At 75.5% G+C, this 13,671-nt stretch carries 15 protein-coding genes; 6 read left to right on the top strand and 9 right to left on the bottom strand.

The annotated features are described in order from the left end of the window. The first annotated feature begins 69 nt into the window (after positions 1-69). Together ICW24_RS19565 and ICW24_RS02995 are read left to right on the top strand one after the other, a co-directional pair. On the top strand, positions 70-420 hold the full coding sequence (locus ICW24_RS19565) for a cytochrome b5 domain-containing protein (protein WP_226344198.1): 351 nt from the start codon (positions 70-72) through the stop codon (positions 418-420). Positions 421-457: 37 nt separating this feature from the next. Beyond that, entirely contained in the window at positions 458-1,399 is a 942-nt protein-coding gene (locus ICW24_RS02995) for a pirin family protein (RefSeq protein WP_226344197.1), read from the top strand. Between the two features lie 31 nt (positions 1,400-1,430). Here the strand turns inward: ICW24_RS02995 and ICW24_RS02990 are convergent, their stop codons facing one another. After that, the gene (locus ICW24_RS02990; protein ID WP_226344345.1) at positions 1,431-2,669 is read right to left on the bottom strand and encodes an Nramp family divalent metal transporter; all 1,239 of its coding nucleotides are present in this window, start codon (positions 2,667-2,669) and stop codon (positions 1,431-1,433) included. A gap of 164 nt (positions 2,670-2,833) precedes the next feature. Beyond that, complete coding sequence (locus ICW24_RS02985; protein WP_226344196.1) at positions 2,834-3,157, bottom strand: hypothetical protein; 324 nt, start codon at positions 3,155-3,157, stop codon at positions 2,834-2,836. Positions 3,158-3,645: 488 nt separating this feature from the next. On the opposite strand from ICW24_RS02985, the gene ICW24_RS02980 reads away from it, so the two are divergent. Both ICW24_RS02980 and ICW24_RS02975 read left to right on the top strand, forming a co-directional pair. Beyond that, the gene (locus ICW24_RS02980) at positions 3,646-4,314 is read left to right on the top strand and encodes a M20/M25/M40 family metallo-hydrolase (RefSeq protein WP_307781282.1); all 669 of its coding nucleotides are present in this window, start codon (positions 3,646-3,648) and stop codon (positions 4,312-4,314) included. Beyond that, positions 4,311-5,669, top strand: a complete 1,359-nt coding sequence (locus tag ICW24_RS02975; protein ID WP_226344195.1) for a formimidoylglutamate deiminase — start codon at positions 4,311-4,313, stop codon at positions 5,667-5,669. Before ICW24_RS02980 ends, ICW24_RS02975 begins: the two co-directional genes overlap by 4 nt. Before the next feature lie 103 nt (positions 5,670-5,772). On the opposite strand, the gene ICW24_RS02970 is transcribed toward ICW24_RS02975, so the two are convergent. The 3 genes from ICW24_RS02970 to ICW24_RS02960 are packed head-to-tail and all read right to left on the bottom strand — an operon-like array spanning position 5,773 to position 9,127. Then, positions 5,773-6,729, bottom strand: a complete 957-nt coding sequence (locus ICW24_RS02970) for a Clp protease N-terminal domain-containing protein (RefSeq protein ID WP_226344194.1) — start codon at positions 6,727-6,729, stop codon at positions 5,773-5,775. A 2-nt stretch (positions 6,730-6,731) separates the two neighbouring features. Next, positions 6,732-7,967 (bottom strand): glycosyltransferase family 4 protein, encoded by a 1,236-nt coding sequence (locus ICW24_RS02965; protein ID WP_226344344.1) that lies wholly within the window; start codon positions 7,965-7,967, stop codon positions 6,732-6,734. Between the two features lie 8 nt (positions 7,968-7,975). Then, positions 7,976-9,127 carry an alpha/beta fold hydrolase gene (locus ICW24_RS02960; RefSeq protein ID WP_307781281.1) on the bottom strand — a complete coding sequence of 384 codons (1,152 nt, stop codon included), beginning with the start codon at positions 9,125-9,127 and terminating at the stop codon, positions 7,976-7,978. A gap of 209 nt (positions 9,128-9,336) precedes the next feature. On the opposite strand from ICW24_RS02960, the gene ICW24_RS02955 reads away from it, so the two are divergent. Next, positions 9,337-10,461: an N-acetylmuramoyl-L-alanine amidase gene (locus ICW24_RS02955; RefSeq protein ID WP_226344193.1), complete on the top strand. Its 1,125-nt coding sequence runs from the start codon at positions 9,337-9,339 to the stop codon at positions 10,459-10,461. Positions 10,462-10,528: 67 nt separating this feature from the next. Next, positions 10,529-11,047, top strand: a complete 519-nt coding sequence (locus ICW24_RS02950; protein WP_226344192.1) for a gamma carbonic anhydrase family protein — start codon at positions 10,529-10,531, stop codon at positions 11,045-11,047. Positions 11,048-11,087: 40 nt separating this feature from the next. Here ICW24_RS02950 and ICW24_RS02945 read toward each other — a convergent pair whose 3' ends face one another. The 4 genes from ICW24_RS02945 to ICW24_RS02930 form a co-directional block, all read right to left on the bottom strand. Then, complete coding sequence (locus tag ICW24_RS02945; RefSeq protein WP_226344191.1) at positions 11,088-11,342, bottom strand: hypothetical protein; 255 nt, start codon at positions 11,340-11,342, stop codon at positions 11,088-11,090. Positions 11,343-11,500: 158 nt separating this feature from the next. Continuing rightward, positions 11,501-12,202 carry an HAD family hydrolase gene (locus ICW24_RS02940; RefSeq protein WP_226344190.1) on the bottom strand — a complete coding sequence of 234 codons (702 nt, stop codon included), beginning with the start codon at positions 12,200-12,202 and terminating at the stop codon, positions 11,501-11,503. Positions 12,203-12,334: 132 nt separating this feature from the next. Continuing rightward, complete coding sequence (locus ICW24_RS02935; RefSeq protein ID WP_226344189.1) at positions 12,335-13,138, bottom strand: hydroxymethylpyrimidine/phosphomethylpyrimidine kinase; 804 nt, start codon at positions 13,136-13,138, stop codon at positions 12,335-12,337. Positions 13,139-13,145: 7 nt separating this feature from the next. Further along, entirely contained in the window at positions 13,146-13,670 is a 525-nt protein-coding gene (locus tag ICW24_RS02930; protein WP_307781280.1) for a Fur family transcriptional regulator, read from the bottom strand. Position 13,671: the final 1 nt, after the last annotated feature.

Here is a 13,671-nt window from a genome sequence, read left to right as displayed (position 1 = left end):
CCGGGGGGCGTCCAGGCCCGTGGCGGACAATGGGGGTCCGCACCGCTCGTCCCGGGAAGGACCACCACCGTGAAGCGACCGCTCCCCCTGCTCGGCCTGGCCCTCGTGGCCGCCGCCGCGACCGCCTGCTCCAGCCCCTCCGACCAGAGCGCCACGCCGGCCTCCCCGACCGCCGCCGCCACCGGCAGCTACGCGATGAGCGAGGTGGCGCAGCACGCCTCCGACTCGTCGTGCTGGACCGCGATCGACGGCTCCGTCTACGACGTCACCTCGTGGATCGGGCAGCACCCCGGCGGCGAGGACCGCATTCGCGGCCTGTGCGGCAAGGACGGCACGTCCGCGTTCACCGGGCAGCACAGCGGCGACACCACGCCGCAGCAGCGGCTCTCCGGCTTCAAGATCGGCACGCTGTCCGGGTGATCGGGCCCCGGCCGGGCCGGGCTGCGAGGATCGAACGATGACGACCGTGCAGGTGCTGACCCCCCGGGAGGTCCCCCTCGGGGGGACCCGGGCGCTCGACGTCCGGCGCACGCTTCCGCACCGGGAGCGATCCTTCGTCGGGGCCTGGTGCTTCGCCGACCACTACGGCCCCTGCGACGTCGGCCCCGACTCCGGGATGGACGTGCCGCCGCACCCGCACACCGGCCTCGCCACGGTGTCCTGGCTCTTCGAGGGCGAGATCGAGCACCGCGATTCCGCCGGCGTCGTCGGCACGGTCCGTCCGGGCGAGGTCAATCTCATGACGGCCGGGCACGGCATCGCCCACTCCGAGGTCTCCACCGGGGCGAGCGCCGTGTTGCACGGCGTCCAGCTGTGGATCGCCCTGCCGGCCGACGCGGGAGAGTGCGCCCGAGGCTTCCAGCACCACGCGCCGCCGGTGATCGAGCGGGACGGGCTGCGGGCGCGGGTCTTCGTCGGGTCCCTGCTCGGTCGGGCGTCCCCGGTCCGCACGGCGACGGCGCTGCTCGGCGCTCAGCTCGACCTGGACCCCGGCGTCTCGGCCGCGGTCGACGTCGACCCGGCGTTCGAGCACGCCGTCCTGCTCGACACCGGCGAGGTCGCGGTCGAGGGGACCACCCTGGCGCCCGGCGAGCTCGGCGTGATCGACCCGGGTCCCTCCTCGCTCCGGCTGACCGCCGGGAGCGACGGCGCCCGACTCGTCCTCCTCGGCGGCGAGCCCTTCGAGGACGAGGTCGTCATGTGGTGGAACTTCATGGCGCCGGACCACGAGGGCATCGTGCGGGCCCGCGACCAGTGGGAGGCGGCGAGCGACCGGTTCGGGGAGGTGCCCGGGTATCCCGGTGGGCGGCTTCCCGCCCCGCCGCTGCCGCCCGTCCGACTGCGACCCCGTGGCCGGTCGGGGCGCCTCCTCGGTGCGGAGCCGCCGGCCGCGTCCTGACGTCGGGCGGCGGGCCCGGTCGGGCTCACGGTCAGAACAGCTTGGCGAGCTCGCTGATCGCGAGGGCGGCGAACGCGAGCGTGACGAGGGCGAGGACGACGTTCGTCGCCGGCTTGTTGCGCCAGGCCGCCGGGACGCGGTCGGTGTTGAGCAGCCACAGGAGCGTGATCGCGAGGAACGGCATGAAGAACGCGCCGAGCACGCCGTAGGCGAGGATGAGCGCGCCGGGGCGGCCGAGGAACATCATCGTCATCGGCGGGAACGTCAGCCAGAGGATGTACCACTTGTAGAAGCGGCCGCCCGAGAGGCGGTCGGGGTGGTCCGCGGGGCGGCGCAGGGCGTGGCCGAGGAAGTCGGCGAACATGAGCGAGACGCCGTTCCACACGCCCACGAGCGAACTCATCGCGGCGGCCCAGAAGCCGACGAGGAAGAGCTTCCCGGCCCACGTGCCGTACCGCTCCTCGAGGACGACCGACAGGTCGAGCAGGCCCCGGTCGCCCGTGCTCACCGCGATGCCGGCGGAGTACAGCAGCTCGGCTCCGACGATGAGCGTCGCGAGGACGAAGATGCCCGTGACGACGTAGGCCACGGTGTTGTCGATGCGCATCGCCTTCATGTGGCCGGGGGTGCTCCACCCCTTCTCGCGCAGCCAGTAGCCGTACGCGGCGAGGGTGATCGTGCCGCCGACCCCGCCGGCGAGGGCGAGGACGTTGACGAGGCCGCCGTCCGGGATCCACGGCGTGAGGCCCTTGAGCAGCTGCGGGAGGTTCGGCAGGGTGAGCAGGGCCGCGCCGACCATCGTCACGAACATGAGGCCGACGAGCGCCGCGCACACCTTCTCGAAGACCGCGTACCGGCCCCACCACACGAGGGCCAGCCCGACGAGCCCCGAGAGGATGCCCCACCACGTGACCGACAGGACCGGGAAGAGGGAGGCCAGCGGCAGCCCCGTCCCGGCCATCGCCGCGGCGCCGTAGACGAAGCCCCAGACGACGATGTACGGGCCGAAGTACACCGACGTCCACGTGCCGAGGGTCGCCCAGCCCTCGAAGATCGTGCGGCCGGTCGCGAGCGAGTACCGGCCGGCGCTCTCGACGAGGACGATCTTCATGACGCAGCCGACGACGACGCACCACAGCAGGCCGTACCCGAACTTGCTGCCGGCGATGAGGGTGGCCACGAGGTCCGCGGCGCCAACGCCGGTGGCGGCGACGACCAGGCCGGGCCCGATGAGGCGCCACGAGCGCGGCGCGGGGGTCGAGCCGGGCATGGCCACGGCGTCGGTGGGTCTTGAACGGGGGGTGTCCTCGCCGGTCATGTGCGGCCCTTTCGACGTCCGGACGGCCACGGCGCCGCCTGCGGGGGTGACCGCGTCATGGTGTCACGGATCCCGGCGGGGCCGGCAGAGCGTGGCCGGGCGACGTCGGGGTCGGGTCAGCCCAGGGTCGAGTGCCACTCCGGGCGGAAGTCGGGGTGACGCCCGTAGGCGATCTTGATGAGGGGGAGCTGCATCGCGTCAAGGTCGCGGCCCGCCTCGAGGCCGGCGATGAGCTCGTCGAGGACGGCCAGCCCCTCGCCGGTGCGGTCCCGGCGGCCCCCGTCCGCCGGGTCGATCGAGCGGCCGTCGGGGCCGACGGCGGCCTCGGCCCGCGCGGCGGCGGCCCGGGCCTCCTCGTCGCGACGCGCCCGCAGGAACCGGACGAACGCCGGGTCGGTGACCCGGGACGAGCGGGGGCCGGCGTAGTGGTTCTGCGTCATCGATCACCTCGGGCGACGGGTGCGGGGGCGGGGTCAGGCTACGACAGCCGGCCACCCGACGGGTGGGCGGAGATCGTCGGTCGGGCCGACGGCGAGCGCAACACGCCGGCGGGTCCGGCGCCGGGTGCACCGCGCCGATCACCCCGCTGACCAGGGCGAGCGGGCATGATCTTCACGGACCGCCCGCGCGGCGGCGGGATCCGGCGTCATGAAAGGCCACCATGCACAGCCTTCCCCCCTCCCACGGCGTGGCCGACGAGTTCGCGCAGATGTGGGCCGACCTGCCGCCCGTGGGCCGCACCGGCTCCGGCTACCGCCGCCTCGCGTCAGGACGCGGACCTGCGCGACTGGTTCGTCGGGGAGTGCGGCCGCCGCGGCCTCGACGTGAGCACCGACCGGATCGGCAACCAGTGGGCGTGGTGGGGCGACATCGACGGGTCGCTCGCCGCGGGCCGGCAGGGCGTGGTCATCGGCTCCACCTCGACTCGGTGCGCGACGGCGGCGTCTACGCCGGTGCCCTCGGGGTCGTGTCGGCGCTCGCGGCCGTGGACGAGCTGCGCGAGCGCGGGTTCACGCCGGAACGTCCGCTCGGGGTCGTCAACTTCGTCGAATCGGCCGGGGCGCGCTTCGGCGTCGCCTGCCTCGGCTCGCGGGTCGTCACCGGCGAGTACGACGCGGCGCGCGCCCTCGCCCTGCGCGACGCCGACGGGGTGAGCCTGGCGGAGGCGATGCGGGCCACCGGGCACGACGCCGACCTCGTCGGGCCCGACGAGGAGACGATGCGACGCGTCGGCACGTTCGTCGAGCTGCGCCTCGAGCCGGGCCCCCGGCTCGCGGAGCTGGGCGCCCCCGTGGGTGTCGGCGCGGGCACCCGGACGCGCGCCGGTGGTGGCCCCGACGCGGACGGATCCCCCTTCGACGACGCCCTCGTCGCGGGCATCGCCGAGGCGCTCGGCGCCCCCGTGCTCGACACGCCGGCGGAGTACGACGCGGGCGTCCTCGCCCGGGCCGGGGTCGACGTCGCAATGTTGTTCGTGCGCAACCCGACCGGCGTTTCTCAGGCCCCCGACGAGACGGCCGATTGGAGGGATTGCCTGAGCGGGGTGGCCGCGCTGACCGATGTGGTCGAACGCCTCGTGCACACGGGGGAACGATGACGTCGGAGCAGACCGCCCAGCCTCGCGAGCGGTGGTTCGCGCCCCACGCCCTGCTGCCCACCGGGTACGCGGCCGACGTGAGCCTCGAGGTGGCCGACGGTCGGTTCGCGGCCGTCACCCCGAACTCGACGCGTCCCACGGGTTCACGGTTGCTGCCCGGCCTCGCGTTGCCGGGCCTCGCCGACACCCACTCCCACGCCTTCCACCGCGCGCTGCGGGGGACCACGCACGTCGGGGACGCCGCCGGCAGCCGCCGCGAGGCGACGTGCGCCCTCGCCGGGCGGCTCGACCCCGAGAACTACTACGCCCTCGCGCGGGCCGTGTTCGCCGAGAAGCTCCTCGCGGGGATCACGACCGTCGGCGAGTTCCACTACGTGCACAACGACCCCGACGGGCGGCCGTACTCCTACCCGAACGCGATGGGGGCGGCGCTGCTGCGGGCCGCCGAGGACGCGGGCCTGCGCATGACCCTCCTCGACACGCTCTACCTCTCCGGCGGTCTGACGAAGGAGCGCCACGTGCGCCTCGCGCAGCAGGAGGTCCGCTTCGCCGACGGCAGCCTCGACGACTGGGCGCGGCGGGTCTCGCGCCGCCCCGAGACGGAGCGGACCCGCATCGGTCTGGGGATCCATTCGGTGCGGGCCGTGCCGCGCAACGCCCTGCTCGGCATCCGGGAGGTGGCCACGTCTTCGCGGCTCGCCCGGGCCCGCGGGGAGCAGCTCGTCGTCCACGCCCACGTCTCGGGGCAGCCCGACGAGAACGCGGCGTGCCAGGCGTACTACGGGTGCACCCCGATGGAGCTGCTGCGCGACGCCGGCCTCGTGAACCGGCACTTCACGGCCGTGCACGGCACGCACCTGAGCGGGTCGGACGTCGACCTGCTCGGCAAGGCGGGGGCGAGCGTCGCGTTCTGCCCGACGTCGCGTCACGACCTGCGCGAGGGCCTCGGGTCGGTCCGGGCGCTGCTCGACGCCGGGGCGCGCGTGTCCCTGGGCACCGACCACCACGTGGTCGTCGACCCCTTCGAGGAAGTGCGCGGCCTCGCGATGCACGAGCGGATGGCCGGGCGCGACCTCGGGCCGTCGGAGCTGGCCGCCGCGGTGACGGCGCACGCGAGCCTGGGGTGGAGCGACGTCGGAGCCCTGCGCCCCGGCCACCGGGCCGACGTCGTCGTCGTCGACACGGCGAGCCCGCGGACGGCGGGCACCGAACCGGCGCAGGTGTGGTGGGCCGCCACGAACGCCGACGTCGTCGACGTCGCGGTCGACGGCCGGTTCGTCGTCGAGGACCGCCGGCACGTCATGGGCGACGTCGGGGCCGCCCTAGGCTCGGCCGTCGCCGCGGTGCGAGGCTGACCGGCCGGCAACGGCCACGACACGCAGCCCTGCCGACGAGGCCGCCCGAGCGGAGTGGACACCGGTCCTCGGGGTGCCGCGCGCGGGCGAGGAGGGTCTGACGTCAGTAGCGCCGGGCCGAGGCGTAGGCGATGTCCTGGGCCATGGGGTTGAGGTTCGCGGCCGTGCTGCGGCGCGCGATGGGCATGAGGGCGCGGCCCAGCGCGCCGAACGTCCGCAGCCCGCGGGTGAGCCGGAGCGTGGAGGCGGGCCCGGTCGGGGTGAGCTGCAGGTCGTACCAGCCTCCGTGGTCGCCCCGCACCTTGTCGGAGAACTGCCGCTCCTGCCAGACGACGCGGGCGCCGAGCGGGCCCGGCTCCTCGACGAGGGTCGGGTCCAGGCGGATGTGGCCGCGGTGGCCGAGGCGTTCGAAGGTCGTCTCGACGCCCCCGGAGACGACGCGGCTCGTCTCGGGGGAACCGGCCCACAGGCAGACCAGCCCGGAGTCGACGAGCGAGGGCCACACGATGTCGACGGGCTGGGCGAGGGCGTGGTCGAGCGACACGGTCACGGCCGGATCGTCGTCGCTGAACGTGTGCTCGCCGATCTCGGTGCCGCCGTCGTCCCCGTCGTCGAGGGTGCTCTCGACCTCGGCCTGCACGGCGCCGGCCTCGGCGTCGCCCATCTCGATGATGCTCCAGACGACACCGCCCTCCTCGTCCATGAGGGTGAGCAGGAGCTCGAGGTCGGTCGTGCGGGCGGCCGGTGACGGCCACAGCTCGGTCGCGCGGGCCGTCCAGGGCAGCCCGCCGCTGACGTCGTCGCGCAGCGCGCCGACGGGGATGGACTGGGTGGTCGGGTCGTCCGCGTCCTCCGGTGCCCCGGCCCGGCGGCGGACGGAGACGGTCTCGCGGGTGCTCGCGAGCGTGAGGCCGTGCTCGGCCATGATCCTCGCCACCGGCCCGCCGGTGGCGAGGAGCGCGAGCAGGACGTGGTCGACGTCCACGATGTCGTGGCCGGAGCGGGCGCACTCGTAGGCCGCGGCGTTGCTCAACGGGAGCGTGCGGATGAGGTTCGCCATGCTCACCTCCTCGACGGCGACCGGAGGGGCCGCGACCTGATGCGTCGCCCGAGCGTCGGTCCGGGATCCCGGGGCGCCCTCGACTGTAGTCGGCCCGAGGGCGACCCGGCAGGGTCCTCGGCGGCGCTGCCGGCCTCGCGGGCGCGCACGATCCCGTCGGCGACGTCGAGGAGCGCGGCGGCCGAGGCGTCCCACGAGAAGGCGGCGGCCCGGGCGAGAGCCCGGTCCGACGCGTCCCGCCAGACCGCCGGATCCCCCAGGTCGCGCACCGCGCGGGCGCAGGCCACCGGGTCGTCCGCCGGGACGTACGTCGCCGCGTCCCCGGCCACCTCCCGGAAGATCGGGGTGTCCGCGGCGACGACCGGCACGCCGCGGCCCATCGCCTCCACGAGCGGGAGCCCGTACCCCTCGGCCCGGCTCAGGGTGAGCAGCGCGGTCGCGACGTCGAGCTCGGCCGCGTACTCCTCGTCGTTCACCCCGTCGACGAACGTCACGGCGGCCCCCGGGGCGACACGCGCGGCGAGCGCGGCGAGCTGGGCGCGGCGGCGGGGGTCGACGCGCGAGAGCAGGCGCAGCTCGTGGCCGGGCAGGTGCGCCATGGCGGCGACGAGCGTCTCGACGTTCTTGTACGCCGCGAAGGCGCCCATGTACACGAGACGACCGCCCGGGCGCGGCGCGAGCGGCGCGGGCACCGGGACGGCGTCGAAGGCGCCGGGGGTGGGCGCGTTGCCGACGACCGCGACGGGGCGCCGGGTGAGCCGGTGGCGCGCCATGAGCTCCCGGGTCGTCGCGCTGACCGTGGCCACGACGTCGGCGCGGTCGAGCAGGACGCGCTGCGGCCAGTACGCCCGGTGGAACAGCCGCCACGCGAGCCGCACCGGCGCCGGGAGGAACCCCGGCGGGGTGGGGTGGGCGTAGTAGATGAGGTCGTGGAGGGTGAGGACGAGCCCGTAGCGGCGCCCCCACGACCCCATGGTCTGCATCGGGCAGAAGACGACGTCGGGGGCGAGTCGCCGCAGGCGGAAGGCGACGAACGCCTCGGTGGGCCGCAGGGGCGAGGGGCCCATGACGTGCGGCACGTCCGGCAGGAGGGCGAGCTGGCGTTCGTCGCGGACGAGCATCGCCACCCGGACGCGGTCCGGCCGGCGGGCGAGGGCGCCCACGAGGCCGGCGGTGAACCGGCTGATCCCGTCGGGGTGGTCGAGGCGGGTGAAGCGCGCGTCGACGAGCAGGCGCAGCGGCCGGGTCATCGGGCGACCGTCCTCGTGGAACCGGAACCGGAACCGGAACCGGAGTCGGGACCGGGACCGGGACGGGAGTCGAGCTCGGGACCGGGACCGGGACCGGGACCGGGACCGGGAGCGGGAGCGTGGTCGGGGTCGGGGTCGGGGTCGGGTTCGGAGCCGGGCCGGCCGGCGTCGGCGCGCCGCGCGGCGAGGTCGGCCAGCAGGTCGGCCACGGCGTCGGCAGCGGCATCGGGGCGTTCGTAGTGCACGAGGTGTCCGACGCGCGGCAGGACCACGAGGCGGGCGCCGACCGCCGCCGCGAACGCGCGCTGGCCCGGCAGGGGGGCGATGTCGTCGGCGTCGCCCGCGACGACGAGGACGGGGAACGGGGCCGCCGCGAGTACGGCCTCGACGTCGCGCACCGTGTGGGTGATCGACACCTCGAACGCCTCGGCGACCACCCGGGCGTCGGAGAACGTGCTGAAGTGGCGCGCGTGCTGGTCGTGGATCCACGCCCGCAGCGCGGGGTCGCGGGTCGTGGCCATCGCCTCCGACATCGCGCGGACGACGGGCGGCCAGGCGAGGAACGCCCGGGCCGGCCCCGGCCCGGCGAGGCGCGCGAGGCCGCGCGCCAGGCCGTAGTAGCCGCGCGTCGCCCGCGAGGCCCACGCCCGCGGACCCGCGAGCGGGTCGGAGGTGATGGGGTTGACCAGGGCGAGGCCCGCCACGAGCTCCGGCCGGGCGGCCGCGAGGTGGGCCACGAGCACGCTCCCGAAGGAGTGGCCGACGAGCACCACCGGCCGGTCGGGGGTCGCGCCCTCGGCGGCGAGGAGGTCGGCGAGGACCCGCACGTAGGCGGCGAGGTCGTGGCGCCCCGGCAGGGGCGGGCCGGCCCCGAAGCCCGGCAGGTCCGGCGCGACGATCCTCTCGAGGCCGCCGGCCCCGGCGTCCTGGCCGGGACCCGACGCCCCGGCCGTCTCGGCGCGGCGCCGGCGGGTGAGGAACAGGGCGATCGTGTCGAGGCCGTGGTGGTCGCCCCGGAATCCGTGGACGAGCACGACCGGCGGCCCGGGGGAGCCTCGCGGGGTGTACCGGGCCACGCGCAGACGGATCCCGCCGGGCAGGTCGAGGTCCTCCCGGGCGACGGGGCCGGGGCGTCGGGGGCCACTCACCCCGTCACCGTAGGCGAGGCACGAGGCGCGCCGCGCCGCGCCGGTGCACGACGCTCCCGGCCGGGCGGCGGACGTGCTTTCCTCGAAGGGTGGCCCGGGCGCGCGTCTCGGCCGGCGGACATCCCCGACGACAGGGCGGCGGGGATCCTCGGACGGGCGCGTCCGGATCCGATGGGCAGGTACACGGGTGACGACGGGTGGGATGTGACATGGAGCAGGGTCCGCGCAGGAACGTCTCGACACTGACGACGACCACGGTGGCGGTCGGTGCCGTGCTGGCGGTGACCGTCGGCGGGCTCGTCGGCCTGACCGTCGACCGGGACGAACCGGCCTCGACCACCGCGGCGGCGCCCGCGGCTCCGGCCGAGCCCGCACAGACGGCCGCCCACGTCGTGGCGCAGTCCACGCCGCCCACGCAGAACACGCAGGCGCCGGCCGCGGACCCGGCGACCGAGGCACCAGAGGCGCCCGGGCCGCTCGCGACGCCCTCGAATGCCGGCGCGTCGAGCACGCCGGCTCCGGATCTCGCCCCGGCCCCGGTCGTCGCGCAGGTCGCCGGGGCCTCGAACGCGATGGTCGCCGGCGGGGGCGGGCTGTTCGACGGCGCCGTCTTCGCGGCCGGCGCGCGTTCGGCCCCGAGCCGCGGCGGCGTGCGGCTCTCGACGCCCGCCCGCGGCGCCCTCTCGGGCCGGACGATCGTCGTCGACGCGGGCCACAACGGCCGCTCGAACGCCCGGATCAACGGGCGAGCGGTGCCCGACGGCACCGGCGGCACCAAGGCCTGCAACACGACGGGCACGTCGACGAACGGCGGCTACTCCGAGCACGCGCACAACTGGGCCGTGGCCACGAAGCTCGCGGCGACGCTGCGCGCCCGGGGCGCCCGCGTGGTCCTCACCCGGCCGACCGACGGCGGCATCGGCCCCTGCGTCGACGAGCGCGCCGCCATCGGAAACCGGTACCGCGCCGACCTCGTGCTCTCGATCCACGCTGACGGAGCGGCCGCCTCGGCGCGCGGCTTCCACGTCATCCGCTCGACGCGGATGGCGGGGGGCGCTGGCGTCACGGCCCGGTCGGCCCGGGCGGCGGCCCTCGTCCGCGACGCGTTCGCCCAGGTCACCGGGCGCCCGCGGTCGACCTACCTCGGCGGCGGCACGGGCGTCACGCCGCGCCGCGACATCGCCGGCGTCAACCTCTCCCGCGTGCCCGCCGTCATGCTCGAGGCGGGCAACATGCGCAACCCGACCGAGGCCCGCTTGCTGTCGAGCCGCGCGTTCCAGCAGCGCGAGGCCGCGGCGCTCGCCCTCGCCGCGCAGCGTTTCCTCGCCCGCTGACGCCACCGTGCCCCGGGCCGGCCGCCGTAGGCTGGCGTCCCGCCCGCCCCATCACGAGGAGATCCCGATGCGCATCGAGCTCGACGGAGAGCGCCCGCAGGTCGACGAGAGCGCGTACGTCGCCGACAATGCCACCCTCGTCGGGCGCGTGAGCGTCGGCGCGCAGGCGAGCGTCTGGTTCTCGGCGACGGCGCGCGCGGACGGCGACGCCATCACGATCGGGGCGCGGTCCAACCTCCAGGACGGCGCGGTCATGCACGCGGACCCCGGGTTCCCCGCCACTCTCGGCGACGACGTCTCCGTCGGGCACGCCGCGGTCGTCCACGGGTGCACCATCGGCGACCGGGTCCTCGTGGGCATGAGCGCCACGGTCATGAACGGCGCGACGGTCGGGTCCGACACGGTCCTCGCCGCCGGGACCCTCGTCTCGGAGGGCGTCGAGATCCCCCCGCGCTCCCTCGTCGTCGGCGTCCCCGGAAAGGTGCACCGCGAGCTCACCGACGAGGAGGTGGCGTCCATCGCCGCCAACGCGGAGCGCTACGTCGAGCGGTGCGCGCAGTACCGCTCCGGCGCCCGCGCGCTCTGACGCCCCCGCGCGTCTCGCGACGGGCGAGGGCTCGGACGGGTCAGGCGCCGGCGGCGACGGCCCGGTCGAGGCGGTCGAGGCCGCGCAGCTCGGTGATGATCGCCGTTATCTCCCACGACTGGTCCCAGTCGACGTCCCCGGGCGTGCAGTGGGTGCACGGCCGGACGCAGCGGTCGTGGGCGACGTCCTGCGCGCAGTCGAGGCAGGCGAGGTCGTCGCAGGTGCGGCAGACGGGCTCGAGGCGGGCCAGCAGCGCGGCGTGCGCCCGTTCGATGGCGATGGCGATGGTGTGCATGATCGTGTCCCCCGTTGTGGTGCAAGCGTTTTCGGCTGCATCCGGCCCCCTGCCGGACACCTGCCTATCGTCCCGAGCCGGCCCGGCGAGAGCCTTTCCGCGAGATTCTTCGGTCGGGTGTCCAAGACGGCGGCCGAGACGCCGGGCCGGCCGCCCGGTCATGGCCGCAGCCCGTCCACGAGGGCCGGTGTCAGCTCGTCCAACGAGGTGAGCGTGGCGGCGGCGAGGGCTGCCGCGTCGGGCGCCGGGGGGTGGAAGGGCGTCGGGACCGCGACGACCGCGAACCCCGCCGCGTGCGCCGACCGGATGCCGTTGGTCGAGTCCTCCACCGCGATCCCGCGGGCCGGGTCGATGCCGGCGAGCTCACAGGCGCGCAGGTACCCGTCGGGCGCGGGCTTGCCGGCGGCGACCTCCTCGGTCGACACCGTCGCCGCGAAGAGGTCGGCGATCTCGAGCTGGTCGAGCACGACGTCGATGAGGCGCCGCGGCGAGGACGACGCGAGCGCGATCGTGCGCCCCTCGGCCATGCGCCGGACCGCCTCGACGGCGCCCGGCATGATCGGCAGGTGCTCGCGGTAGCGGTCGGCCATCGCGTCGATCGTCGCGGCGGCCGCGGCCCGGGGGTCGAGCCCGATGCGCACCGTCTCCGAGAGGTAGGCGCTCCACTCCGGGGTGCTCATGCCCATCATCGCGGGCGTGGCGTCGTCGGGCCACGGCACGCCGGCGTCGCGCGCGAGGCCGCGCCGGACGTCGTCCCACATGCTCTCAGTGTCGGTGAGGACGCCGTCCATGTCGAAGACGACCCCCGGCGGCCTCCCGCTCGAGCCGTCGTGGGCGCTCGTCGAATCCCCCCGGTTCACCCGATCATTGTCGTTGTCGCCGTGCGGCTTTCGCCAGGGATGCCCATCAGGTGGAACGACCGACCGGCACGCCGACGGGTCCCCGTCCGGGGAGGGGGATCGGAGGCTCGCTCAGGGGTGGTCGGGGTCGGCTCAGAGCTGGCGCAGCGCGTCGAACGGCGCGTTCGAGGGGACCCGGTTGCGGATGCCCTCGGTGACGAACGCCTTCGCGCTGCGGGCCGCCTCCAGCGGCGTCGCGCCCTTGGCGAGCTCGGCCGTCACCGCGGCCGCCAACGAGCAGCCGGCGCCGCTCACGGCGTGCTCACCGATCTTGGGCGTCGCGAGGATCTCGAGCGTGGTGCCGTCGTAGAAGACGTCGACGGCGTCGTCGCCCGCGAGGCGCACCCCGCCCTTGGCGAGGACCGTCGCCCCGCACGCGTCGTAGATGCGCTTCGCCGCCTCGGTGAGCGCCTCGACGTCCTCGATCGCGTCCATCCCCGACAGGGACATCGCCTCGAAGTGGTTGGGCGTGACGAACGTCGCGAGGGGGAGCACCTGCTCCTTGAGGGCGTTGTCGGTGTCGAGGGCGGCGCCGGGCTCCTGGCCCTTGCAGATGAGGACCGGGTCGAGGACGAGGTGCGGCAGGGTCTGCTCGCGGAGCGCGCCGGCGACCGTCTCGATGGTCGCGGGCGTGCCGAGCATGCCGATCTTCACGGCGTCCATGTCGTAGCACGCGAACTCGGCCTCGAGCTGGTCGGCGATGACCTGCGGCTCGATCGGCACGAAGCGGTGGCCCCAGCCGGCCTTCGGGTCGAAGGAGACGATGCAGGTCAGCGCGACGATGCCGTACGTGCCGAGGGCCTGGAACGTCTTGAGGTCGGCCTGGGCCCCGGCGCCTCCGGTGGCCTCGGAGCCGGCGATGGACAGGGTGAACGGCGGGCGGGACGTGTTCGACATGCCCCCATCATCGACCCGCGTGGCGAGCCTCGGCATCCCGGCCCCGGGCCGCCGCGGGCTCGCCCGCTCGGGGCTCCGCGCTCGGCACTGCGTCGGCCACTACGTCGGCCGTAGCGCCGGTCACGGCCGCGACCCCGGCGGCGGTGCACGACGCGCACCGCCCGAAGACCTCGAGGGTGTGGCTGACGGCGGTGAACCCGTGGGTGCTCGCGGTCCGCTCGGCCCACTCCTCGACGGCCGGGCCCTCGATCTCGACGGTGTGGCCGCAGTCGCGGCACACGAGGTGATGGTGGTGGTCGTCGGTCGAGCACAGCCGGTAGCGGGCCTCGCCCTCCTGCGTCCGCAGCACGTCGACGCGCTCGTCCTCGGCCAGGGTCGACAGGGTCCGGTAGACGGTCGCGAGGCCGATCGAGTCGCCCGCCCCCCGCAGGGTCGCGTGCAGGTCCTGCGCCGAGATGAAGTCGTCGGTGTGGCGCAGGACGTCCTCGACGGCGCGGCGCTGCCGGGTGTTACGGCGTTCGGTCTCGGCCATG

This window comes from Agilicoccus flavus (assembly GCF_014857905.1).
In the GTDB taxonomy this organism is placed as follows: domain Bacteria; phylum Actinomycetota; class Actinomycetes; order Actinomycetales; family Dermatophilaceae; genus Agilicoccus; species Agilicoccus flavus.
Note: the sequence above shows the minus strand (reverse complement) of the source record. Positions and strands in the feature narration are given on the sequence as shown.

Excerpts from the sequence above, each read along its gene's own strand:
- ICW24_RS02995 (WP_226344197.1), top strand. The coding sequence starts at position 458 with ATGACGACCGTGCAGGTGCTGACCCCCCGGGAGGTCCCCCTCGGGGGG.
- ICW24_RS02990 (WP_226344345.1), bottom strand. The coding sequence starts at position 2,669 with ATGCCCGGCTCGACCCCCGCGCCGCGCTCGTGGCGCCTCATCGGGCCC.
- ICW24_RS02985 (WP_226344196.1), bottom strand. The coding sequence starts at position 3,157 with ATGACGCAGAACCACTACGCCGGCCCCCGCTCGTCCCGGGTCACCGAC.
- ICW24_RS02975 (WP_226344195.1), top strand. The coding sequence starts at position 4,311 with ATGACGTCGGAGCAGACCGCCCAGCCTCGCGAGCGGTGGTTCGCGCCC.
- ICW24_RS02970 (WP_226344194.1), bottom strand. The coding sequence starts at position 6,729 with ATGGCGAACCTCATCCGCACGCTCCCGTTGAGCAACGCCGCGGCCTAC.
- ICW24_RS02955 (WP_226344193.1), top strand. The coding sequence starts at position 9,337 with ATGGAGCAGGGTCCGCGCAGGAACGTCTCGACACTGACGACGACCACG.
- ICW24_RS02950 (WP_226344192.1), top strand. The coding sequence starts at position 10,529 with ATGCGCATCGAGCTCGACGGAGAGCGCCCGCAGGTCGACGAGAGCGCG.
- ICW24_RS02945 (WP_226344191.1), bottom strand. The coding sequence starts at position 11,342 with ATGCACACCATCGCCATCGCCATCGAACGGGCGCACGCCGCGCTGCTG.
- ICW24_RS02935 (WP_226344189.1), bottom strand. The coding sequence starts at position 13,138 with ATGTCGAACACGTCCCGCCCGCCGTTCACCCTGTCCATCGCCGGCTCC.
- ICW24_RS02930 (WP_307781280.1), bottom strand. The coding sequence starts at position 13,670 with ATGGCCGAGACCGAACGCCGTAACACCCGGCAGCGCCGCGCCGTCGAG.